This is a genomic window from Candidatus Merdisoma sp. HCP28S3_D10 (assembly GCF_052065835.1).
GTDB lineage: Bacteria > Bacillota > Clostridia > Lachnospirales > Lachnospiraceae > Laedolimicola.
The window spans coordinates 343,027-364,522 of the sequence record NZ_JBQHTG010000002.1 but is presented as its reverse complement, the minus strand read 5'-3'; the positions used below and the strand labels follow the sequence as shown (position 1 = coordinate 364,522).

At 50.9% G+C, this 21,496-nt stretch carries 21 protein-coding genes and 1 pseudogene; 1 reads left to right on the top strand and 21 read right to left on the bottom strand.

What is annotated here, in order from left to right:
• Positions 1–24: 24 nt before the first annotated feature.
• From ACTNCH_RS06870 to ACTNCH_RS06785, 18 genes and pseudogenes are all read right to left on the bottom strand, one after another.
• Positions 25–1,392 (bottom strand): hypothetical protein, encoded by a 1,368-nt coding sequence (locus tag ACTNCH_RS06870; RefSeq protein ID WP_441017163.1) that lies wholly within the window; start codon positions 1,390–1,392, stop codon positions 25–27.
• A gap of 54 nt (positions 1,393–1,446) precedes the next feature.
• Positions 1,447–3,372 (bottom strand): hypothetical protein, encoded by a 1,926-nt coding sequence (locus tag ACTNCH_RS06865; protein ID WP_441017160.1) that lies wholly within the window; start codon positions 3,370–3,372, stop codon positions 1,447–1,449.
• Between the two features lie 26 nt (positions 3,373–3,398).
• Entirely contained in the window at positions 3,399–3,725 is a 327-nt protein-coding gene (locus tag ACTNCH_RS06860) for a branched-chain amino acid transporter permease (RefSeq protein WP_441017157.1), read from the bottom strand.
• The gene (locus ACTNCH_RS06855; RefSeq protein WP_441017154.1) at positions 3,722–4,411 is read right to left on the bottom strand and encodes an AzlC family ABC transporter permease; all 690 of its coding nucleotides are present in this window, start codon (positions 4,409–4,411) and stop codon (positions 3,722–3,724) included. The genes ACTNCH_RS06860 and ACTNCH_RS06855 overlap by 4 nt, the downstream gene beginning before the upstream one ends.
• 63 nt (positions 4,412–4,474) lie before the next feature.
• Positions 4,475–4,771, bottom strand: a complete 297-nt coding sequence (locus ACTNCH_RS06850) for a hypothetical protein (protein WP_441017151.1) — start codon at positions 4,769–4,771, stop codon at positions 4,475–4,477.
• A gap of 75 nt (positions 4,772–4,846) precedes the next feature.
• On the bottom strand, positions 4,847–5,944 hold the full coding sequence (gene hisIE / locus ACTNCH_RS06845) for a bifunctional phosphoribosyl-AMP cyclohydrolase/phosphoribosyl-ATP diphosphatase HisIE (protein ID WP_441017148.1): 1,098 nt from the start codon (positions 5,942–5,944) through the stop codon (positions 4,847–4,849).
• A 1-nt stretch (position 5,945) separates the two neighbouring features.
• Positions 5,946–6,533: an imidazoleglycerol-phosphate dehydratase HisB gene (hisB, locus tag ACTNCH_RS06840; RefSeq protein WP_441017145.1), complete on the bottom strand. Its 588-nt coding sequence runs from the start codon at positions 6,531–6,533 to the stop codon at positions 5,946–5,948.
• A gap of 1 nt (position 6,534) precedes the next feature.
• Complete coding sequence (gene hisD, locus ACTNCH_RS06835) at positions 6,535–7,836, bottom strand: histidinol dehydrogenase (protein ID WP_441017142.1); 1,302 nt, start codon at positions 7,834–7,836, stop codon at positions 6,535–6,537.
• On the bottom strand, positions 7,833–8,840 hold the full coding sequence (locus tag ACTNCH_RS06830; RefSeq protein ID WP_441017139.1) for an acyltransferase family protein: 1,008 nt from the start codon (positions 8,838–8,840) through the stop codon (positions 7,833–7,835). The genes hisD and ACTNCH_RS06830 overlap by 4 nt, the downstream gene beginning before the upstream one ends.
• Before the next feature lie 12 nt (positions 8,841–8,852).
• On the bottom strand, positions 8,853–9,527 hold the full coding sequence (gene hisG, locus ACTNCH_RS06825; RefSeq protein WP_441017824.1) for an ATP phosphoribosyltransferase: 675 nt from the start codon (positions 9,525–9,527) through the stop codon (positions 8,853–8,855).
• Between the two features lie 15 nt (positions 9,528–9,542).
• Positions 9,543–10,505, bottom strand: a pseudogene (gene hisZ, locus ACTNCH_RS06820) (ATP phosphoribosyltransferase regulatory subunit); the annotation flags it as partial.
• 50 nt (positions 10,506–10,555) lie between these two features.
• A complete protein-coding gene (locus ACTNCH_RS06815) occupies positions 10,556–11,089 on the bottom strand; it encodes a Holliday junction resolvase RecU (RefSeq protein ID WP_441017136.1) in 534 nt (177 codons plus the stop codon).
• Positions 11,090–11,273: 184 nt separating this feature from the next.
• Positions 11,274–12,113 (bottom strand): PRD domain-containing protein, encoded by an 840-nt coding sequence (locus tag ACTNCH_RS06810; protein WP_441017133.1) that lies wholly within the window; start codon positions 12,111–12,113, stop codon positions 11,274–11,276.
• Between the two features lie 4 nt (positions 12,114–12,117).
• Positions 12,118–13,530, bottom strand: coding sequence for a glycoside hydrolase family 1 protein (locus tag ACTNCH_RS06805; protein WP_441017130.1), 1,413 nt, complete (start codon positions 13,528–13,530; stop codon positions 12,118–12,120).
• A 78-nt stretch (positions 13,531–13,608) separates the two neighbouring features.
• Positions 13,609–15,534, bottom strand: a complete 1,926-nt coding sequence (locus ACTNCH_RS06800) for a beta-glucoside-specific PTS transporter subunit IIABC (protein ID WP_441017127.1) — start codon at positions 15,532–15,534, stop codon at positions 13,609–13,611.
• Between the two features lie 345 nt (positions 15,535–15,879).
• Positions 15,880–16,902, bottom strand: coding sequence for an RluA family pseudouridine synthase (locus ACTNCH_RS06795; protein ID WP_441017124.1), 1,023 nt, complete (start codon positions 16,900–16,902; stop codon positions 15,880–15,882).
• Positions 16,903–16,926: 24 nt separating this feature from the next.
• Positions 16,927–17,529: a hypothetical protein gene (locus ACTNCH_RS06790; RefSeq protein ID WP_441017121.1), complete on the bottom strand. Its 603-nt coding sequence runs from the start codon at positions 17,527–17,529 to the stop codon at positions 16,927–16,929.
• A 12-nt stretch (positions 17,530–17,541) separates the two neighbouring features.
• The gene (locus ACTNCH_RS06785; protein WP_441017118.1) at positions 17,542–18,258 is read right to left on the bottom strand and encodes a hypothetical protein; all 717 of its coding nucleotides are present in this window, start codon (positions 18,256–18,258) and stop codon (positions 17,542–17,544) included.
• 176 nt (positions 18,259–18,434) lie between these two features.
• Between ACTNCH_RS06785 and ACTNCH_RS06780 the strand changes: the two genes are divergently transcribed.
• A complete protein-coding gene (locus ACTNCH_RS06780; protein WP_441017115.1) occupies positions 18,435–19,451 on the top strand; it encodes an FAD:protein FMN transferase in 1,017 nt (338 codons plus the stop codon).
• On the opposite strand, the gene ACTNCH_RS06775 is transcribed toward ACTNCH_RS06780, so the two are convergent.
• Genes ACTNCH_RS06775 through ACTNCH_RS06765 form a run of 3 tightly spaced genes read right to left on the bottom strand, consistent with a single transcriptional unit; the run spans position 19,448 to position 21,485 of the window.
• A complete protein-coding gene (locus tag ACTNCH_RS06775; RefSeq protein ID WP_441017112.1) occupies positions 19,448–20,158 on the bottom strand; it encodes a class I SAM-dependent DNA methyltransferase in 711 nt (236 codons plus the stop codon). The genes ACTNCH_RS06780 and ACTNCH_RS06775 overlap by 4 nt on opposite strands.
• Before the next feature lie 19 nt (positions 20,159–20,177).
• On the bottom strand, positions 20,178–20,684 hold the full coding sequence (locus ACTNCH_RS06770; protein WP_441017109.1) for an NUDIX hydrolase: 507 nt from the start codon (positions 20,682–20,684) through the stop codon (positions 20,178–20,180).
• Between the two features lie 18 nt (positions 20,685–20,702).
• Positions 20,703–21,485 (bottom strand): SDR family NAD(P)-dependent oxidoreductase, encoded by a 783-nt coding sequence (locus tag ACTNCH_RS06765; RefSeq protein WP_441017107.1) that lies wholly within the window; start codon positions 21,483–21,485, stop codon positions 20,703–20,705.
• Between the last annotated feature and the right edge of the window lie 11 nt (positions 21,486–21,496).

Sequence of the window (21,496 nt, the reverse complement as noted above, 5' to 3'; positions counted from 1 at the left end):
AATACCTCTCTGATTTCTTATATTTTACAGGCTGTTGTCGGCCTGTGTTCCTGGTGTTTCCGCCGCCCGTTCCAGCTCCCGTACCGCCAGCATTCCCAACAGAATAAATCCGAAATCCAGGAAAATACTGGTGCGCTCCGAAGAGGCCCAGACCGTAGGCGACAAGCCCATACTGATCTTGGAGGCGGAGGCAATGACGAGGAGTGCCAGCGTGTTCATGGAACGTTTTGTCCTGCCCCAGATGAGGAACAGGGAAATTACTACACAGATGCAGCAGAGCGTGTATACAAGCAGCAGGATCCGCACAGAATCCGGCAGGATTCCCTGATAATATACCACAGGCTGATCAAAGTCAAATACATGGAGAATCAGGTGTACCCAGGGGTACTCCCGGTATTTTCCAAAGAGCAGGACGCCCAAAAGCCCCAAGTTCGAAAGCAGCGGAATCGCTGCGATTACACGCGCCGGGAGACTCCGCTGCTTCTTCCATACGGCAGCCAGAAGAATCATGGTCATCAGAAGATACGGCAGATTCAGATCCTGATACAGTGTCTTTAACAGGCTGTACCAGCCAAGCAGTATTTTCTGAACCAGGCTGAAACCGGCGTAGGCCGGGAACCAGAAATCAATGTTAGAGGCCTTGCGTGCCGCATTGCCGGGGCAGATGACGACGCAGACGGCAAAAAATATGGACAGGGTCAGCAGCAGGTACAGATAGGGATTCATCTTCCGGCCCCGTAGTTTATCTGTAATAAGCAGATACAGGCAGGCCAATAGGGCCATGGCGCAGATCTGTTCCTGGTTGATGGCGAAAATGGCAGCCAGAGTGCCGAGCACATAGCAGCCTTTCTTGCAGGCACCGTCCTGATACCAGAGATACAGGGGCAGCGCAGCCACCAGAAGAGCTGCCAGAGGCCACCAGTAATTGATCGTGGTAGTCATATAGCCCGCCGAATCCATTTCCGTAAAATCATAGGAAAGGAGGAGGCAGAGGAACAGAATCAGGGATGTAAGCGGAACAGCTGTCCGAGTCCCAGACAAAGTGTTTTTGTCAGTCAGGATACTGCTGCCACTTCCATGTTTGCCATAGCCGCTACAGAAAAATCCGCACAACAGCCACGCAATCAGCACCGACACCAGAATATCCAGCACCTTCCAGATCCAGATGGGCTGCTGCAGTACCAGCACCAGCACGCCCTCGATCACAAGCCGGGAGGACCAGCCATACCAGCGCTTCACCATGAATGCGCCGAAGCTTGTATCATCAAGGCAGGTCATAAAGTAATAATCGTCCCCGCCGCCTAGCTTCAGCCAGAACATATGAAAAAGAATCGCCAGGACTCCGTAAAAACCGATCAGAATCCAGGTTCGTTTGTCTTTCATCCAGTTCATAATGTATGTTTCTCCTTTATCCACCTGTATCAAGGCATATCCGTATATTTTCGGTTACGCCTGTATTCCGTGTACCGACACCAGGTTCGGGATCCCCACACGATAGAAGCTATACAGGGATAAGAGACAGGTCAGACACAGTAATATCCGCAGCACTTTACTCTTCCCTTCGCAGTCCGCCCGATGAATCAGATAGGCCACATAGAACAGAATCGGAAGCAGGTATCGTCCCTGGGGCTGGAAGTCCACCACCCAGGCATTGTATACAATCAGCGCGTACTGAATGAGCATGGCTACAGCCGCCGCGCCAATCTCCCACCAGGTCCGGGAGTCCTTCTTCCGGAACGCACGAATCAGCAGATAGCCGATCATCGTCAGATACAGAACCGCCATAGCAGTATAATACCAGTCCCGTGCGCCGAATGCGTAAGAGCCGAAGAAGCCCGCAAAGGTGCGGAACAGATTTTTATTGAAATCAAAGCCGGTCAGAAGCTCTCCCAGGGTAACGCCCTTTTCCATAAAACTCATGGAATACGCTCTCTCCAGTGCCGGCGTGGAAAGCTTGTATTCGGGCAACGCCGTCTGTTCCATCATATCCATATAGACCCGGTATTTATCGAACAGGCCATAGTATGGAAAATCTGTAATCAGATAGCGTACCAGGAAAATTCCCAGGGTAAAGCCCACGATACCCAGATACTTCCAGAGCAATATCTTCCGCTTCTCCAGCGGCGTATAGAACAACCGGATCAGCAGCACCAGGAAAATGAAGATGAGCACCACGTAAAAGGTAGGTTTGCCCCACAGCGGCTGCACAAACAGCAAACCCAGAAGCGCCATAGGAAGCAGTTGCTTTTTACAAAAGGGTCCGTCCAGCACCCGGTTCAGCATACTGTCCTTTTTCATGACCTGATACATACACAGGAAGCTTACGAAGAAGTCCAGGGAATCTGAAGTACAGTAGGAAAACAAATACCATACCTGGGGTGTCAGAAGTAGCATGGCCAAAAGCGCCCAGTTCTTTTTTAAATTTTTCAGTGCGATCCCTGCCATGACGCAGAAGGTCACTGTCGTAAAAAAACGTACCCGGATAATCGGATCTGAGAAAAACTGGCCAATTTTCGCAGTCAAAAAATAGAACACCGTCCACTCACTGTGTCTGGTAGTGCCATAGATAGCGTAGGAATCAATGATTTCCGGATCCCGCATATCTGGCGGCATAAAATGGGAAAAATAATAATTTACCGCCGACAGGGTATGGTATTCGTCCGGATTCAGGTAAAAGGGATTCCAGAAGCCGGTAAAAACCGTCATCAGAGTAGCCGCAAAAAGTCCGCCGAACAGCACGCAGGAGGTCAGTTTAAAAAAGAGACTTTGTCCGGCAATCGTCCGTGCAAACCAGCGTACCAGTAAAACAGCCAGCACAAGCAAAATTCCGCTGCCAAGCGCGCCCAGAAGGCGTACAGCGAAGGGTGTCTGTGCGTACAAGGTCTGAAATGCCTCCGTTGGAAGCAACTGGGAATCTTCCCCGGTTACCCGGAAGGTAAAGCCTTCCTCTCCTATCAGTTCCAAATCACCATTCACTGTAAAATAAGTCCGCAGCTCGTCTCCGGTAAGCGCCACAGTCTGAATGCCATTTTTCTTTACGGTAAGCTCCGTAATGGTCAGCGGTTCTCCGGTGGAATAATGCTGATCCAATGGATCAATCCGTTTCAGGGAGCAGTGACTGCCATACTGGATATCGCCATAGAAAATCCGTGCCACGCCATTCACCACCACCCGGTGATGGTCGTCCCGGGCAGTTATATTCGCCCCGGGACCAGCAAAGACAGTCGTCACTACTTCACCGTGAGGATCGCTTTCGAAGGTCAGAGTCACGGTCGTAAACACCGGTGTCACAAATACGCAAACAAGCAGCCACAGGACTGCCGCTGCCAGAAAAAGGTTCTTTTTGTTCTGTTTTAAATGATTAAAATTCATGTCTTTCCTACTTTAAATCCATTATTTTAGAAGACTAGCTGCACTAAGAGCATATAGCAGAAGGTTCCTGCCGCAATGCTTAAAAGCACGTTCCGCTTCCAGGCATGTAAAAGCGCCGTCAGAAGCGTGGCCGCAAACTCCGGGATGCCGTGTGTGGCGGAAAAGAGATCTGCGCCCTTCAGGCAATAGACCACCAGGGTTGCCATGATTGCCGGGGGCAGAATCGCGCCCAGATAGTTGACCGCTTTCGGCATCTCCTTTTTTCCTCCAAAAAGTACGAAAGGAACGAGCCGGGTGATCAATGTGCAGACAGCCGTCACCAGAATTATAACAAATGCTTGCGTTTCTGTCATGTATTTTCCACCTTTCCTTCCAGTCTTTTTTGCAATGCCATGAGAATTGTCACCGTAATAATCAGGGAAGGCAGGATAAAATTGCTGCCGCCGAAGATCAGAAGGCAGATCACCGAGCTGATAAGACCGATGACTGCGGGCAGATGGCTCTTCGCTTCTCTCCATTGATCCACAAAGATGGTTACAAAGAGCGCCGTCATGGCAAAATCAATGCCGGTCATATCGAGGGGCAGAACCTGTCCCAGAGCTGCGCCCACCACGGAACCGGTGATCCAGTAGATCTGATCCAGCAGGGAAATGAAAAACATCACGTCCTTTTCGTCCATTCCTTCCGGAACCTTCAGAGAGCACAACAGGGAATAGGTCTCGTCCGTCATGGAGAAAATCATATAGGGCCTGGATTTCATGGCCTTGAATTTTTCGATGAAGGTCAGGCCATAAAAAGCGTGGCGGCTGTTGATAAGTAAGGTCATTACAGCCACCACGGGAAGACTTGTCCCGGCGGTTAGGAAGCTTACCAGCACGAACTGGATGGAACCGGCATAGACAATGGTGCTGATCAGAAACGCCCACCAGAAGCTGTAACCGGCCTCCTGCAGGAGCAGACCGAAGGCCAGTCCCAGAAATAAATATCCCAGCATAACCGGAATTGTTTTCAAAAATGCAAATCGAAAAGATTCTTTCATTCGTTAAAATCCTGTATACAATCTAAAGTATAGAAAATCCCTGCCCTGTCTAAGGACACTGCCTCAGGAACCGGAAATCCGTATGGTGGACGCTGCCCGGCTCAGAACCTGTTCCAGATCCAAATTCAGCTGTTCGGTGTAATCCCGCTCCACCTCCCGACAGATCCGTTCGCTGTTCCAGGAAGCGATATTCGTATTGCTATAGTCCAATAGCACATACGCCGCAAAAAGACAGAGACAGACATAAAAGCGAATCCGCAACCAGATTCGTCCGGTCGGTTCCTCCTGTGCCGGGATTTGTCCCCGTTGCTCCAGAAGAAGTGAACGGTACTGTCCGCCCTGTCTTTCTGTTTTTTTCATAGAAATACCGCCTTATGCAGAACTAAAATCACTAATACCATATGAGCGGTGTTTCGGAATCAGAACTATTTTTGCCTACCGGTTGGCAAGCTCCGCAGTGATATCCTCCCAGGTCACGCCCCGCTCTACCATCAGAACCATGGCGTGATACAGCAGATCGGACATCTCGTATTTGATCTCCTCCGGATCCGGATTCTTAGCGGCGATGACAAGCTCGGTGGCTTCCTCTCCCACCTTCTTCAGAATCTTGTCGATTCCCTTGTCGAAGAGGTAATTGGTGTAAGAGCCTTCCTTCGGATGTACCTTCCGATCCGCAATCACCTGATATACATCTTCAAATACCTTTAAGGGATTGGTATTTTTATAATCGGTTTTCGCGATTTCATGGAAGAAACAGGACTTGCTGCCTGTATGGCAGGCTGCTCCGGTCTGGGATACCTTTGCCAGTATGGTGTCGCAGTCGCAGTCTACCACCAGCTCCTTCACATACTGGTAGTGGCCGCTGGTCATTCCCTTTACCCAGAGCTCTTGACGGCTTCTGCTCCAGTAAGTCATTTTACCGGTTTCAATCGTCTGATGAAAGGCCTCCTCATTCATATAAGCCACCATCAGAACTTCGTCGGTGCGGTAGTCCTGCACCACCACCGGAACCAGACCGTCCGGTCCCAGCTTGAACTCGGACCATTCCATATTGCAGCTTAAGGGACTATGTTTTTCCACAAAGGGCGTCAGCTCGTTCAGATAGATCAGCTCGCTTACGTATTCCTCAATCAGAGCCGCCGGGGCGCTGACTACGTCAGAGCTGTCCACGCAGGCCGCAATCTTTTCTTTTCCGAAGCGGGTGGAGGCTTCTTCTGTCAGATCGATATTTTCCTGACGTCCATAATTTAAGATAGCCTTTTCACAGCCGGCATAGAGGATTTTCTTCACGTCCTCCAGCCGCCGGATTCTGCCTCCGGCCTTTACCGGAACCTCAGCAGCGCGGCAGATTTCTTTCAGGACACCGATGGACAGATCGTGATCCGTATCCGTATCGGACAGATCAAAGATCAGAAGCTCGTCCGCCCCATTGTCGCTGTAATATCTTGCAAGGACAGCGGCATCCATATCAGCGCCCTCGCCCTGCACCTTTCCGGCCAGAAGCCGGATTACTGCTGTATTCTTTTCACTCATATCAAAGACTTCCTTTCGTAGATAATACGTCTGTAATTCTCGGATCCTGTGTGGTCGCCATATCAAGAGCCTTGGCAAAGGCCTTAAACATGCCCTCAATCATGTGATGGCTGTTGCTGCCGGAAAGCATTTTGAAATGCAGGTTCATACCGGCGCTATAGGAAATGGCGTAGAAAAACTCCTTCACCATCTGGGTGTCCATTTCTCCTACTTTTTCTGTCGGGAACTCTGCGTCAGACACATAATAGGGACGGCCGGATAAATCCAGGGAGCAGAGCACCAGGGCTTCGTCCATGGGAAGGATACAGGTGCCGTAGCGGACAATGCCCTTCTTATCTCCCACTGCCTCCCGGATCGCCTGTCCCAGCACAATGCCGGTATCCTCGATGGTGTGATGGCAGTCCACCTCCAGATCCCCCTTCACCTGACAGGTCAGATCAAAGAGTCCGTGCCGGGAAAAGCCGTTCAGCATATGATCGAAGAAGCCGATTCCGGTGGAGATATCCCCTTTGCCGCTGCCATCCAGGTTCAGGGTAATCGCGATATCCGTTTCCTTCGTTTTCCGTGAAAGACTTGCTATCCGTTCCATGTCAGCCCTCCTTTTTCTCAAAGCGTACAGCGATGGAATTGGCGTGTGCGGTCAGCTGTTCCGCTTTGGCAAAGGTCTCGATATCCTCGTGCACCGCTTCCAGAGCCTCTCTGGAATAATAGACAATGCTGGATTTCTTTACAAAGTCGTCCACGCTTAAGGGAGAGAAGAACCGGGCTGTTCCGTTGGTGGGCAGGATATGGTTCGGTCCCGCGAAATAGTCCCCCAGGGGTTCGCTGGAATTCTCTCCGATGAAAATCGCGCCTGCATTCCGGATTTTGGTCATCACCTGGAAGGGGTCCTTTGTCACAATCTCCAGATGCTCGCTGGCAATCTCATTGGCTGCGTCAATGGCAGCCTCCAGGTTCTCCGCAATCAGGATATAGCCGTAATGCTCCAGCGATTTCTCCAGGATCTCTTTTCTGGAAAGCTTCTGTACAAAGCCCTTGATTTCTGCCTGTACCTGCTCCGCCAGCGTCCTGCTTGTAGTGACCAGAATCGCGGAAGCCATCTCATCATGCTCCGCCTGGGACAAAAGATCGGCTGCCACATAGCGGGGATTGGCCGTCTCGTCAGCCAGCACCAGAATCTCGCTGGGACCGGCGATGGAATCAATGCTCACATAGCCGTAAACGGCTTTTTTTGCCAGGGCTACATAGATATTGCCGGGGCCTACGATTTTATCCACCTTCGGCACACTCTCCGTGCCAAAGGCCAGGGCCGCGATTGCCTGTGCTCCGCCTACCTTGTAGATCTCGTCTACGCCCGCTTCGCAGGCAGCTACCAGAGTATTCGGAGATATCTTACCGTCCTTTCCGGGCGGCGTGGTCATAACAATGCGGTCTACACCTGCCACCTTGGCAGGAACCACATTCATCAGAACCGAGGAGGGATAAACTGCCTTGCCTCCCGGCACATAGACGCCGCAGGAAGCGATGGGGCCGATTTTCTGACCCAGCAGCGTTCCGTCAGGCTTACTGTCAAACCAGCTGTACCGCCGCTGCTTCTCATGGTAGGTACGGATATTGACCAGGGCCTTTTTGATAACATCCAGAAGCTTCGGATCCACCTGATGGTAGGCCTCTTCTATCTCCTCCTTTGTGACGCGGATCGTGGAGGCGTCAAGCTGCGCGCCGTCAAAGCGCTCCGTATAGGAAAATAAAGCGGTATCTTTATTCTTTTTTACATCTTCGATAATAGCGTTTACCCGTTCGGTAAATTCACCGTAATGATTGGGACTTCTTTTCAACAGTTCATCTAACAGGTTCTGTTTGCTGTTTTCATCTAATGCTATAACCTTCATTTTGACCTCCCAAGCAGATATCTGAACCAGCGGTTAAAGAGAAAGACAATGGGAACTTCCGCGGCGCAGACCAGTATTGCAACGCCCAGATTAAAGACAGGCTGGGACATTGGTATCCATTTTTTCAAAAAAAACATTCCTAATGAAACATAGTATACCACGAAAAATGTGGCGTGTGTACACATAATCACAAGAGAATTCCGTCCAAGCCAGGACAAGACCCGGCTTACCGGGAGCATTTTGACCAGACTGATGATACCGGTACAGCATAAAAACGCGTTCAGATAGTGTACCGGATGCACATACAGATAATGCAGATCAAAAACCGGCGCCTTCAGAGCCAGGAGACTTCCGGGAATAAGGCAGAGAACCGGCCAGCCGCCGGGCAGATCCTTAAGATACCAGCCCATCAGCAGGAATGGCAGGGCCAACAGTCCGCGGATCAGGGTAATCAGAAGATCCATGCCCAAAAAAGTCCGGAGGCTTCCCTCCCAGAGCACATATTGATCAAGACCCAGGCTTACGGAGATCTCGTAGGAGATCCCGGCTAGTATCAGGATGCAAAGATTGCGCTTCCGGATACTGAGCTTTCCGTCCAGCAGGGAAAAGACTGCGCCCGCAATAAAATAGGCCGGCAAAAACCATAAAATATGCACGCCGTAGCCGGTAAAGGTGTCCACGTACTGCCTTGCAAGGGCAGCGCCGGAAAGCTTATCCGGCGTCAGATGGCAGGTCAGGGTATTCATGGTCAGCAGCATCAGGGAAAAGGACAGATATGGCACCAGGACGCCTCTGACCCGGCTTTTTACCGCCGCCTGGACGGAACGTTTCTCCTTTTGCTTCAGCCCCGCCAGAATTCCGCCTACGATAAAAAACAGGGGCATATGAAAGGAAGAAATCCATTTCAGGGTATCCTCCTGTATATATTCGATATGACCCAGAATTACAAGAAAAATTCCGATCCCCTTTGCCATATCCAGATAGTCCAGTCTTTTTTGCTGCATACTTCCTCCGTGTTACAGTGCAGCCCTCAGATTCTGAATCAGTTCGGTAATCCGCTCTGCTTCCATCTTCATGCTCACCTGATTGACCACCATGCGCGCAGACAGAGGCATAACCTCCTCCAGCACGCCCAGGCCGTTTTCGCGGAGCGTGGAGCCTGTCTCCACAATATCCACGATGACATCAGACAGCCCAACCAGCGGAGCCAGCTCGATGGAGCCGTTCAGCTTGATAATCTCTACGGTCTGATGCTTTTGATTGTAAAAATAATCCTTTGCGATATCCGGGTACTTGGTTGCTACGCGGATCTGCTCCTGATGGGCCAGCTTCTCTCTGGCAGACTCCGGTCCGCATACACACATGCGGCATTTTCCGAAGCCCAGATCCAGCACCTCGTACATTTTCCGGCCTTCCTCCACCAGCGTGTCCTTGCCGACTACGCCGATGTCCGCCGCTCCGTATTCCACATAAGTAGGAACGTCCGGGCCCTTGGCCAGGAAGAATTTAAGTCCCAGATCCTCGTTGACAAAGATCAGCTTCCGGCTGTCCGGATCCTTCATCTCCTGGCAGGTGATTCCCACCTTTTCCAGAAGCTCCAGGGTTTTCCGTGCCAGGCGTCCCTTAGTCAGGGCAAAGGTCAGATAACGCTTTCCATTTTCCGCCGCGCTTTCTTTCTTTTCGGCTTCAATCCGGAGGGCCCGCTGCAGCTGATCCACCACGATGGCGAAGCCGACAGCCGGAAGCTCCCTTCCGAAATGGGACAACAGGTTATCATAGCGGCCTCCCTTGGCGATGGGCTCTCCGTAGCCATAGGAATAAGCATGGAAAATGATACCTGTATAATAATTATATTTGCTCAGCATGCTCAGGTCAAAGGTTACGTACTTTTCACAGCCCTTTTCCTTCAAACCAATGTAAATTTCTTCCAGACGCTTCAGGGCCTTCAATGCGTCCTCATTGTCCGTCAGATCTCTGGCCTTCCGAAGCGCGTCCTCCCCTCCGGTCAGGGTGGCCATCTCCAGAAAGGTGGAGCGCAGGCTCTCTGACATTTCAAAGCTGCTTAAAAGCTCCTCGGCGCCGAAGCGGTTCTTATCGGAAATCAGTCTGCGCAGGCTTTCCTCTGCCGTGCTTCCGATTCCAGCCTCCCGAAGCAATGCCTTAAAGAATTCCACCTGTCCGATGCTGACCTGGAATTCCTTCAGGCCTGCCTCCTGCAGTGCTTTGATCAGTACGGAAATCAGCTCCACATCGGAAGCGACGCTGCCGTCTCCCATAAGCTCGGCGCCCATCTGGGTGGTTTCCTTCAGACGTCCCTGATATTTGTCATAGTTGATAAAGGTATTGCCCATGTAGCAGAGTCGGATGGGCGTTTCATCATGAAAATATTTGGATACTGCCCGGGCGATGGAAGGAGTCATATCCGGCCGGAGCACCAGCGTATTGCCCTCTTTATCAAAGAATTTATAAAGCTCCCGGGACGGAACCGTACCGACTTCCCGGGAAAATACATCGAAGAACTCAAAGGTAGGCGTTTCAATGCCCTGATACCCGCAGCCGGAAAGCACCCGGTATAGGAGCTGCTGTAACTCAAATTTCTGTACAAATTCATTTCCGTAGATATCCCGGACGCCCTCCGGGGTATGTAACAGCGGATTCTGATTTTTCATCGTATTTTTTGCCTCCTCAAACACTTTATTGATTTACCATTATAAAGTGTTTATTCCTGTTCGTCAATTACTTTCTGGATTCCGTCCAGATAAGGAACCAGATAGCCTCCATGGGGCTTGAGCACAAATGCCGGATCGAGCTCATCATGCCGGAAGCTTTTGCGCCCGCCTTTCTCAGCCCGCTCCCAGAATTCTTTCATCTTTTTATACGGAAGAAAATAGAGTTCATTTCGCTTTGCAAAAAGAATAATCAGGAACGCCACGCCTTCCTGGCGCTCAAAATCGCCCATAAATTCCACCTGGTGCGCGTGGATATTCTGCAGGGGAAAGGTATCTGTATCACATTCCTTGGCGTCGAAGCAGACAGGGATTCCCTGAACCGCCCCGATGTAGTCCACGGTACTCTTCTGGTCAAAATAAGCCAGGGTAATATGACGGTGCTCTTTATCGATTTTCATGGGAGTAATGGGCGTCGGTACCTTCTGAATCAGTGCCAGTCCCTGCTCCCTGTATTTTTCATTGGTCCGGTTGATGAGATCCTCCAGGGTCGATCCGCGGAGGCCTCTGGAATTCCAGGTTGCCATAGGATTCCTCGCTTTTCTGTTATGCCGCGGCAGATAAGCCTTGTCTGCTGACATGATTCATTATATGGAAAATCCGGCCGTTTTACAAGGAGATTTTCATAAAAAGGACCGTGCAGGGAAATGTAGAGATAGTTCCACATTTCTCTGTCACGGTCCTTCGATATCCTGTGTTCTCTGGTTTCAGTCAGTTCTCGGCCAGCACCCGGTGAATATGCAGGGCAAGATACATTTTTTCCTGGCTGGACAGCTTCTGGCGAAACTGCTCCATCACATAAATCTGGATCTTTTCCACACACTCAAATTCTTTTTGGCAGCTGGAGTGGATCTGCTCATAGAGCAGACTGTTCTTTTCGTCGGGAAGCTGATTGCGGCTTACAAGCCGCTGGGCAAACAGCCGTACATGGGTCACATACCTGGAATACGAAGTACTGTCTTCGTTGTAAGTAATCCCAAAGGCATATTTTACAATATCCAGCACTGCGTCTAGCGTCCGGGAAATCAGCAGGTTCTGACTGTTATAGAGGTGATTAAACTGGGCGTTGATAAAGTGAAAGGCGATGTTGCCCGCTTCATCGGCAGGAATCTCAAGATCCAGCCGTTCCCGCATCAGGTTTACGGCATATTCCCCCACCTGAAACTCCTGGGGATTGAATTTTTTCATTTCCAGCGTGTAAAAATTCTGCAGAACAATGCCTTCCCGTACCCGTCTGGCCGCAAAGGACAGATGATCCGTCAGGGACAGATAGATATGATCCATCAGCTTCATATCGAACTGTTCAATGGCATAATCAATCACCGCCTTGGCCAGCTCAAAGAAGACGCTGTCTGTCTCTGCCGCCAGACGGATGATGTTTCGGGAGATCTCCTTGTCCTTGAGAACAAAGACCTTTTCAATCTCGTTTTCCTGAAACTCATATCCTATGGACTTGTGAAAGCCGATTCCCTTTCCCATGAGAATAGACTCCTGGCCCGCGTTGTCTAGCGCAAGCACCAGCGAATTGTTCAACACCTTAATGACACGCATGGTATTACAGATTCTCCCCGTTTGTCTTAATTACATTCTGATACCAGTAGAAGCTGTCCTTCTTGATTCTTCCCAGATCCTTCAGGTTGAAATCGTCACGGTTGATGTAGATAAAGCCGTAACGCTTCCGGAAGCCCTGATGGGAGCTTAAAAGATCCATTACAGACCAGGGGCAGTAGCCCATCATTTCCACACCATCATCGATAGCGTCGGAAATAGCCTGAATATGGCCGCGCAGATAGTCGATCCGGTAATCGTCATGCACGCGTCCGTCCTCGGTCAGCTCGTCCGCCATACCGAGACCGTTCTCGGTGATAATCAGCGGCAGATGGTATCTGCGATAATACTCATTCAGCACAATCCGAAGACCCATGGGATCAATCTGAGCACCATATTCGCTGGCCTTCAGGTTCTCGTTTTTCTCGTCCCGGCAGTAGCCGTACTGGTCAAAGTCTACCTCGTTGCCGCGAAAGACTCTGGATCCCACCGGATGCTCCTCGTCCGCAGGCAGATAGCTTGCGCACAGAGTCCGGTAATAGTTCAGGGCGATATAGTCAATTTTTGCGGACTTCAGAATCTCTGCGTCGCCCTCTTCCATCTTCGGAACAATATTGCGCTCCTTCAGATAGCGCATATAGTAACCCGGATACTCGCCGTTGATGTGCATCTCCAGGCAGTAGTTGGTCTTCAGCCAGTCGTTCATTTTGGCAGCCCATACGTCCTCCGGCTTGTTGGTCAGCGGATAGGTACAGGTGGAGGATACAGCCGGAGCAGCCTTTCCGCCTTCTACCAGCTCATGGCAGGCATTGACTGCCAGCGCATGGCCCAGGAACATGTGATAATCCATCTGAGCACGCATACGATCGGCTTCCCAGTCGTCCTCGGTATAGATATTCATACGGTTGTTGACGCGGATCATCAGGTTCTGCTCATTGATCATCTGCCAGTATTTTACACGGTCTCCGAAGGCCTGGTAGCAGACACGGGCGTAACGCTCAAAGGCAAAGGCGCAGTCCCGGCACTCCCAGCCATTGTATTTTTCAACCAGCGCGTAAGGCAGGTCAAAATGATACAGGGTTACGAGGGGCTGAATGCCCTGCTCAAGCAGGTAGTTGATCACACGGTTATAGAAATCGATGCCCTTCTGGTTGATCTCTCCGTCTCCGTCCGGAATAATGCGGGCCCAGGAGAGGGAGAAACGGTATGCCTTCATACCCATCTCCTTCATCAGGTCGATGTCTTCCTTCCAGTGGTGATAGAAATCACTGGCCACCTTGCTGTCAGCCTGCTTATCGGAACGTTTGAAGGAATTATAGTCTGCTACGGTCATGCCTTTGCCGTCTTCGTCCCAGCCGCCTTCGATCTGAAAGGCAGAGGAGGAAGCGCCCCAGAGGAAATTTTCAGGAAAATTTGTCATAATTTTGGCTCCTTTAAAAAGTTGTAAAAGCCAGGCAGAAGCATAGAGACTTCCGCCCGGCGGATGTTTTAGGACTTATTATTTTACAGCTTTGATAACAACCTTGGTAAGGTCAGCCTTCTCGGCCGGAACTCCTGTTACCTCTGCGAAATCAGCCGTATTGGAAACGATGACGCTTACAGTAGTATCATAGCCTGCTGCCTTAATCTTGTCAATGTCAAAGGATACGATCGGGGTGCCTTTCTTGATCTGGTCTCCCTCATTTACATGCTTGGTAAAGCCCTCACCGTTCATTGCTACGGTGTCCATACCGATGTGAATCAGAAGTTCGGTGCCGTCTGCAAGCTTCAGGCCCATAGCGTGAAGGGTCGGATACAGAACAGATACGGTACAGTCAGCCGGTGCTACTACCTCTCCCTTGGTCGGAAGAACCGCGATTCCTTTTCCCAGAGCCTCAGAAGCGAATACCTCGTCCTGCACCTCATTTAACGGGTAAGCCTTTCCCTCTACCGGAGAAGTGATTTCCACGGTCTCGCCTGTGTGGCTCGGAGCTGCCGGCATAGTCAGATCGGACTCCAGCGCTGCTGCTCCTGCGGGAGCTGCGTCTACATCTTCAAAGCCTACGATATAGGTAAGGATTGCGCCGCCAAAGAACGCTACCGCGATACCGATTAAGTAAGCTGCGAACTGGCCCAGGCTTGTACCCTCGCCATAGTAGGACATGATGGTCAGGATACCGTTGTTTGCAAAGCCTGTGTTGACTGCGTGTCCGATACCCATGATACCACCGCCGAGAGCTCCGGCGATTACTGCACATACCATCGGCTTCTTCAGACGAAGGTTACAGCCATAGATAGCCGGCTCTGTGATACCTACCAGCCATGCGGACAGGGAAGCGGAAGCTGCTACCTGCTTTAAATCCTTGCTCTTGGTTTTCAGCATAACGCCCAGAGCTGCGCCTGCCTGGGAGAAGTTTGCGGAGCCTGCGAAGCACATCAGGGTGTTGGTTCCTGTCAGGGCTACGTCATTCAGACCAATCGGAAGCAGAGCTCTGTGCGCGCCGAAAATAACGCATACGCCCCACAGACCGCCGACGATGATACCGCCCAGTACCGGGCTGAAGCCATACAGCGCATTGTAAAGGAACTGAATAATATAACCAACGTAGATACCAACCGGTCCTACAACAGTCAGCATAACCGGTACCATGATAATCAGGGACAGACCCGGTACCAGGATCAGCTGCAGAATTTCCGGAATTACCTTCTTTAAGAATTTCTCCAGGAAATACAGTACAATCACGCCCAGCAGAATCGGGATAACGGACTCGGTATACGCGAATACCTTACTGGACTCTCCTACGGTAAACGCCATCTTGATAACCGGAAGGCCGAAGATGGTGGACTTGGTAGCTACATCCTGAACCAGGGCATCGATGGTCGGATGGCAGATAAAGCCGCCCAGCATCATAGCTACAACAGAACTGCACTTCAGTGCCTTGGATGCGGTGTAAGCAAGGAAAACCGGCATGAAGTAGAAAATAACATTGGAAGCGGTGTTCATGATGATGTAGGTGCTATTGGTTGTATCGAAGCCCGGCACCTTGGCAAATGCTGCCAGAAGACCCTTAATCAGACCTGCTGCCGCGATAGCCGGTACCAGCGGTGTGAAGATCTCAGTAATCTTCTGCAGAATCAGGTTGCCCAGAGGCTGCTTCTGATCCGGAACCTGCTCGTCTACAGAACCGCCTGCTACGGCGTCTCCTAAGATCGCTACGGTTGCGTCATAAATCTTGGTAACCTTTGCGCCGCATACAACCTGGAACTGTCCGCCGGAAACAACGACGGAAATAACGCCCTCCAGATGCTCTACAATTTCTTTCTTTGCAAGGCTTTCATCCTTCAGGATGAAGCGCAGACGGGTGAAGCAGTGTGTCACCTGTTTTACATTGGCTTTGCCGCCCACATTATCAAGAATGTCCTGGGCAATTTTGTTGTAATCCATTCTTCTCTCTCCTTTTTTAATGTTAGATGTTGAAAGGGATATCGAAAGACTTGTTATGCCTGATTTCACACACAAAAAAAGATCCAGTGAAATGAACGTCCAACAGAAAATCCGGATACAGATATCATATATCCGCACTCTTTTTCTATCTTCTTCATTTTCACCCGATCTTGCCTGCATGACCAGTAACACGTCGTATGTGAAACCACTATGTAATTGTCTCTCAATCTGGTAATACCTTACCACACTTCTTTTTTGATTGCAAGTGTTTCTTAAATTTTTGTGAAATCTATATGAATTTTTTGAAAATGTTTTGTGTAAAACAACGAAAAACCGTGGCTGTTTTTACTCGCCACGGTTCAAAACGTTCATAAACTCTTTGGGAAGCGGCGCAATATACTGCTGTCCCGAAAGATTGGAAAGAACTCCGGTAAGCTCCGGCAGTTCCAGCCGGTAAGCATGAAGAAGCTGATATTCCAGGCCAAAATTTTTCCGGAATTCCGCGTTCACCTTCGGATTGCCGTATTTGGCGTCGCCGATGAGGGGATGTCCGCTGCTGGCCAGATGGGCGCGGATCTGATGGGAACGGCCGGTAATCAGATTGATCTCCAGATAGGTATAAGGCTTCCCGTTGTAAGTCAGCTGTTTTAGCGGCACATATTCCGTACAGATAGGCAGGGCGTCCGCTCTCTTCTGCTGATAAATCTGTACCTGGTTGGTCCGTTCGTTTTTCAGAAGCCAGCCTTCTATACGCTGCTTTTCCCGGATATTGCCCACTGCAATGGTCCGGTAATATTTATGGAGATTGCGGGCGCGGAACAGTTCATTCAGTTCCTGAAGTCCCCGAAGGCTCTTGCCCGCCGCCACCAGCCCGCTGGTATTCCGGTCAAGGCGGTTACAGATACCAGGACGGAAGCTGCGCAGACTTGACCGGGTGGCCTCTCCGCTTTCTAACAGGTGCTCCGTCAGGTATTCTACCAGGGAGACGTCCGAGGGCTTTGCCTTCTGGGACAACAGACCTGCCGGTTTATTGAAGAAAATGACATGTTTATCCTCGTAAAGGATTTCCGGTCGAAGCTTCGCGGGCAGCTTTTTCTTAAGACCGCTTCCCGTTTGCGGGGTTGTTTCTTTTCCTGTTTTTCCTGCCATACCGGAAAAGCCGTCGATCGTTTCGTCTGCCAGAAACAGCCGGATCTCGTCCCCGGCCTTCAGCCGCTCCTTCCCCTCTGCCCGCTTTCCGTTCAGGGTGATATTCTTTTTCCGCAGCATTTTATAAAAAAAGCTGGCCGGAGCCTTATCCATATATTTAGCCAGCAGCTTGTCCAGCCGCTGTCCGGCTTCATTTTCTCCTACGGTCAGAAGACGCATGGCGTTCGTTCCTTTCTCATGGTTTTACAGGGAAAGCGCAAGGATCAGTCCCCGGATCAGCTGCTCCCGGTTCAGGTAAGGGTAACGCTCGTCCGGCGTAAACGGGATCTCCTCCGGCTCCCTTTTAGCCAGCGCGTCAGCCCGGTCCAGATAGGTTTTCAGATCCGGGAAAATATGGACATGCACGCCGGAAAGCCGGTTTTCCTTCAGTACCTTTGTGATATGGGTCTCCAGAGGCTTCAGATCTGTGTCCTTTAAGGTGGTATAGCCGGCCACCTCATTGCCGCGGATTACCAGGCTGTGAACCGGATAATTTTTATCGTAGGTGGTCAGCACCAGCTCGTAAGCATGCTCCATGCCCGCCATATGCTGTTCCATCTCTTCATACAGCTCCCGCGGAAGGGAATGGCGTTTCCAGAACATGATCACATTGACCAGTTCCTTGCAGGCCGGAAGGCAGCCTACCACGGCCACCACCGTAAACAGGTTCATCCGGCTTTTGGCGGTCACATAACCAATGATAAATATAACAGCCGGCAGCAGAAAAAAGATAAAAGTCTTTAAAATCTGTGCTTTTTTATGGGCGTCAATATATCCGTAATCGCCCTTTTCCGGTACCTTTCGCATTCTGATTTCTCCTTATCTCAATGCTTTGATATGTTCTTCCGCCAGACTTTCCATAGGAATGGATAGTTCCTTGGAATCCTGGATACAGAAAGAAAGCCAGTCCTCCAATACAGTTTCGTCGATCTCAAGCTCGTCCTCACCGGCCAGGGTCTGGTAATAGACGCCTTTTTCATTTCCCTCATAGACCGAACCGATTTCCACGTAGGAATCCTCGTCCTCGCCATACACATACAGGGTAAAGGGCCAGAATTCGCTGTCCGCTGCGGTACTGGGATTGTGGGACCAGTCTGCCCGGACGATACCATTGTCATAGAAGGTCACTGCGGGGAATTCTGCGAACTCCTCCCGCACCGCGCCCAGGGCTTCCACAAAATCATAAACCAGAAAGGCATGGCCTGCCTCGGAGGCAGTAACATAGGAAATCACCAGCTCCTCCCGTCCGTCCCCGTCCACATCGCAGACGCCGAACTGATTCTGGGACATATCTGCTCCATCATAATCCAGCTCCAGTCCATTGGGGAACTGCTGATTATAATAGATATCCTCCAGCACAGAACGGTAAGCGCTTTTTCCGGCGTCAGACAATGCGCCTGCGTCCGTTGTATCGGTCGTTTCCCCGGAGTCTGCTGCATCCGTTGTTTCTGCTGTATTCTTTGTATCCGTATTACTCTTACAGCCTGCTGCCAGAACCGAGGCGCCCAGCAGTATGGCCAGCCAGTATTTTTTCATCCTGATCTCTCCTTCTTTTCTGTCAAAATGTTCCGTCAGGGTTTTTACCCGAATTTCATTATACGCAAAGGAATTCCATCCTGCAAGCCTTCTTTTGGGAAAATCCGATGCATGGGATTCCGGGATTGACATTTTCCGTTCCGGATTCCTATAATAAAGGAATGGAGGAGAATCAAATGAAAAAGTTATGGACAATATTCCTGGCTTTCGCTGTGCTGCTTGCGGGCTGCTCCGGCATACAGACTTCCACGCCGGTTTCCCACGGCACTTTTTTTGCCATGGATACGGTTATGGATTTTCAGATATACGGGGATACAAAGCTTTTGAGAAATGCAGAAGAAATCGTTACAGATCTGGAGAAAAAGGTATCGGTTACGGATCCGGACAGTGAAATCTATGCCATCAACCTGCAGGGAGCGGGTACGTTGACCGGTGAGGCAGAGGAGCTGATGAAGCTGGCTCTGTCCATGTGCAGCCGGACAGACGGAATGCTGGATATCTCTGTCTACCCGGTAGTCCGGGCCTGGGGCTTTACCACCGGAGCATATCAGGTTCCGGAAGAGGAGACGCTTCAGAAGCTTCTGCCGCTGGTAGACTATACAAAGATTCAATACGAAAGCGCCACCGGACAGGTCACGATTCCGGAGGGAATGACCATCGATCTGGGCAGCATCGCCAAGGGCTACGCCGGGCAGCTGGCCGCGCAGTATCTGCGGGATCATGGCGTCACCTCGGCCCTTCTGAATCTGGGCGGCAATGTACAGACCATCGGTTCCAAGCCGGACGGAACACCCTGGAGTATCGGCATTCAGGATCCAAAGGGAAGCAGTCCTATGATGGCGCTGTCTGTCTCCGACCAGGCTGTGATTACCTCCGGCGGCTATGAACGGTATTTTGAACAGGACGGACAGACCTACTGGCACATTATGGATCCGGCCACCGGCCGCCCCGCCAGGAGCGGTCTTCTCTCCGTATCCGTTATCGGGGAACAGGGCAGCGTCTGTGACGCGCTTTCCACTGCCCTCTTTGTCATGGGACTGGAAAAGGCAGCCCGTTTCTGGGCTGCCAGTGATGATTTCGAAGCGATTTTTGTAACAGATACCGGCGAAATCTACCTAACAGAAGGACTGAAGAATCAGTATGTGCTTCTCAATGATTACGCAGATGCCCAGGTAACGATACTGGAACGCTAGTCTGATTTCCGGGCGATGATATACCAGGTTTTGCTGTAATTCCCTTCATTTTCCAGAAAATGGTTGGCGCATTTTTCTACCCGGAACCCGTTTTTTTGCAGAAGGGCGCAGACTGCCTTTTCGTCATGGACGATTTCCCGGATATTCTCTTCGAACTGCTTTACGCCATTTTCATATACGGTTGTATTCAGATTGATACGGCCGTCCGGATCATGGGTCACCATGAACTGAGCCTTAACGGTTTCACTGAAGTCCAGGTCGATGGGCTCTGCCATGGGAACCTCTTTTTCATTCAGAATGTCGAAGATAAAGTACCCGCCCTCGGTCAGATATGCGGATACATTGGCAAAGATACGGTCAATATCTGCCAACTCCATAATGTGGTTCAGGGCGTCCCCGGTGCAGGTCACCAGATCAAAGGAGGCTTCCGGACGATAGGTGATCATATCGGCCACCTCGTAATGGATATGGGAATTCCGTTCCTTCGCGATGGCAATCATCCCTTCGGAAAAATCCATTCCCCAGGCTTCGACTCCTTCTTTCGCCAGAAGCTCACAGAGCACTCCGGTACCGCAGGCCAAATCAAGGCTTTTATGGACAACGATCTGATGCTGATTCAGCCAGGTGAGAAGCTGTTCCCCAAAGGCTTCCGGAAAATAATTCCACCCAAACTGGTTATAAACTTTACAGAACGCGGTGCTGTACATACTTGAATCCTCCCCGGTTTTACAGATTAAGGTACGCTTTCCAGTCCAGCTCTTTTCCGTCCAGCACACACTCCTCCAGCGTGTCGCCGTCATAACCAAGCTTTAAGGAGAAAAACGGCGCATCCTCGGCCAGCAGTTTAAAGAAGACTTTATCGCCAACCCAGAGCTCCAAATCATGGATCCGTTCCTCCGGCACCCATTCTAGTACGCCTTCCCGACAGTTATAATCAAGCTCTCCTTCCCAGCCTGTGGCCGTATAGAGGCACATATACTGGGTTTCCATGCCCTTCAGGGCAAAGGTTACGATTCCCCGGAACCGGTAATCGGTCAGGGTCAGTCCCGTTTCCTCGAGGGTTTCCCGTAAGAGACAGTCCTCCGGGCTTTCATAGGCCTCCGCATGGCCGCCCACGCCAATCCACTTATCCTGATTGACGTCATTTTTCTTTTTGATGCGGTGCATCATCAGGAATTTTCCATCCTGCTCCAGATAGCACAGTGTAGTCAGAGTTCCAACCGTATTTTTCATAAGTAATCCCTCTCCTTTTTAAAAAGAAAACAGCATGGCTGAGAGCCGCGTCATCACGCCCTGAGGCAGAATGCCAGAGGCGGCTTTCACCAGCTTCATACTGCCGCCGCAGATGGATACCGCACGTCCTTTCTCCGCGTCAAAGAGAGCTTTTCGCACCACACGCTCCGGCTTTATCAGAAACAGGCGCTTCACCGGATTCAGCTCAATACCGCCTGCCGCGAAAAAGTCTGTTTTTACCGGACCCGGACACACGGCAGTCACCGATATCCGGCGATCCCGCAGCTCTTCCTTTAATGCCCGGGACAGGGACAGCACATAGGCCTTGCTGGCCGCATAGGCGGCAAACCCGGGCTGCGGCAGGAAAGCGGATCCGGAATCCATCTGGATAACCCGGCTGCCTTTTCTGAAATAAGGCAGGCAGGCCATGGTAACTGCCGTTAGGGCCCTGCAGTTGACGTCTACGATGGATAAAACCTCGTCAATGTCCTGCTGCTCCAGCTTTCCCGCATGGCCCAGTCCGGCGGAATTGACCAGAATCCGGATCACCGGACGTTCCTTGCGAAGGAGGCGCGAAAGCTCCCCGCAGGAATCCTTTTCAGAAAGATCCATGGGAAGCGTCCGGATGAGGGTTTTCTCCTTTAATTCTTCCTGTAGACGCAGAAGTTCATCTTCTCTTCTTGCAATCACCCAGATCTCTGAGATGGAACGGTAGCTTTCCGCAATTTGACAAACAAATTCCCGGCCGATGCCGGAGGATGCTCCTGTTACAATGGCAATGGATGCCCGTTTCTTTTCCATAGCTTCTGCCT

Bases quoted from the DNA above. Each gene is read 5' to 3' on its own strand.
- ACTNCH_RS06870 (WP_441017163.1), bottom strand. From the start codon at position 1,392: ATGAACTGGATGAAAGACAAACGAACCTGGATTCTGATCGGTTTTTAC.
- ACTNCH_RS06865 (WP_441017160.1), bottom strand. From the start codon at position 3,372: ATGAATTTTAATCATTTAAAACAGAACAAAAAGAACCTTTTTCTGGCA.
- ACTNCH_RS06860 (WP_441017157.1), bottom strand. From the start codon at position 3,725: ATGACAGAAACGCAAGCATTTGTTATAATTCTGGTGACGGCTGTCTGC.
- ACTNCH_RS06855 (WP_441017154.1), bottom strand. From the start codon at position 4,411: ATGAAAGAATCTTTTCGATTTGCATTTTTGAAAACAATTCCGGTTATG.
- ACTNCH_RS06850 (WP_441017151.1), bottom strand. From the start codon at position 4,771: ATGAAAAAAACAGAAAGACAGGGCGGACAGTACCGTTCACTTCTTCTG.
- hisIE (WP_441017148.1), bottom strand. From the start codon at position 5,944: ATGAGTGAAAAGAATACAGCAGTAATCCGGCTTCTGGCCGGAAAGGTG.
- hisB (WP_441017145.1), bottom strand. From the start codon at position 6,533: ATGGAACGGATAGCAAGTCTTTCACGGAAAACGAAGGAAACGGATATC.
- hisD (WP_441017142.1), bottom strand. From the start codon at position 7,836: ATGAAGGTTATAGCATTAGATGAAAACAGCAAACAGAACCTGTTAGAT.
- ACTNCH_RS06830 (WP_441017139.1), bottom strand. From the start codon at position 8,840: ATGCAGCAAAAAAGACTGGACTATCTGGATATGGCAAAGGGGATCGGA.
- ACTNCH_RS06815 (WP_441017136.1), bottom strand. From the start codon at position 11,089: ATGGCAACCTGGAATTCCAGAGGCCTCCGCGGATCGACCCTGGAGGAT.
- ACTNCH_RS06810 (WP_441017133.1), bottom strand. From the start codon at position 12,113: ATGCGTGTCATTAAGGTGTTGAACAATTCGCTGGTGCTTGCGCTAGAC.
- ACTNCH_RS06805 (WP_441017130.1), bottom strand. From the start codon at position 13,530: ATGACAAATTTTCCTGAAAATTTCCTCTGGGGCGCTTCCTCCTCTGCC.
- ACTNCH_RS06800 (WP_441017127.1), bottom strand. From the start codon at position 15,534: ATGGATTACAACAAAATTGCCCAGGACATTCTTGATAATGTGGGCGGC.
- ACTNCH_RS06795 (WP_441017124.1), bottom strand. From the start codon at position 16,902: ATGCGTCTTCTGACCGTAGGAGAAAATGAAGCCGGACAGCGGCTGGAC.
- ACTNCH_RS06790 (WP_441017121.1), bottom strand. From the start codon at position 17,529: ATGCGAAAGGTACCGGAAAAGGGCGATTACGGATATATTGACGCCCAT.
- ACTNCH_RS06785 (WP_441017118.1), bottom strand. From the start codon at position 18,258: ATGAAAAAATACTGGCTGGCCATACTGCTGGGCGCCTCGGTTCTGGCA.
- ACTNCH_RS06780 (WP_441017115.1), top strand. From the start codon at position 18,435: ATGAAAAAGTTATGGACAATATTCCTGGCTTTCGCTGTGCTGCTTGCG.
- ACTNCH_RS06775 (WP_441017112.1), bottom strand. From the start codon at position 20,158: ATGTACAGCACCGCGTTCTGTAAAGTTTATAACCAGTTTGGGTGGAAT.
- ACTNCH_RS06770 (WP_441017109.1), bottom strand. From the start codon at position 20,684: ATGAAAAATACGGTTGGAACTCTGACTACACTGTGCTATCTGGAGCAG.
- ACTNCH_RS06765 (WP_441017107.1), bottom strand. From the start codon at position 21,485: ATGGAAAAGAAACGGGCATCCATTGCCATTGTAACAGGAGCATCCTCC.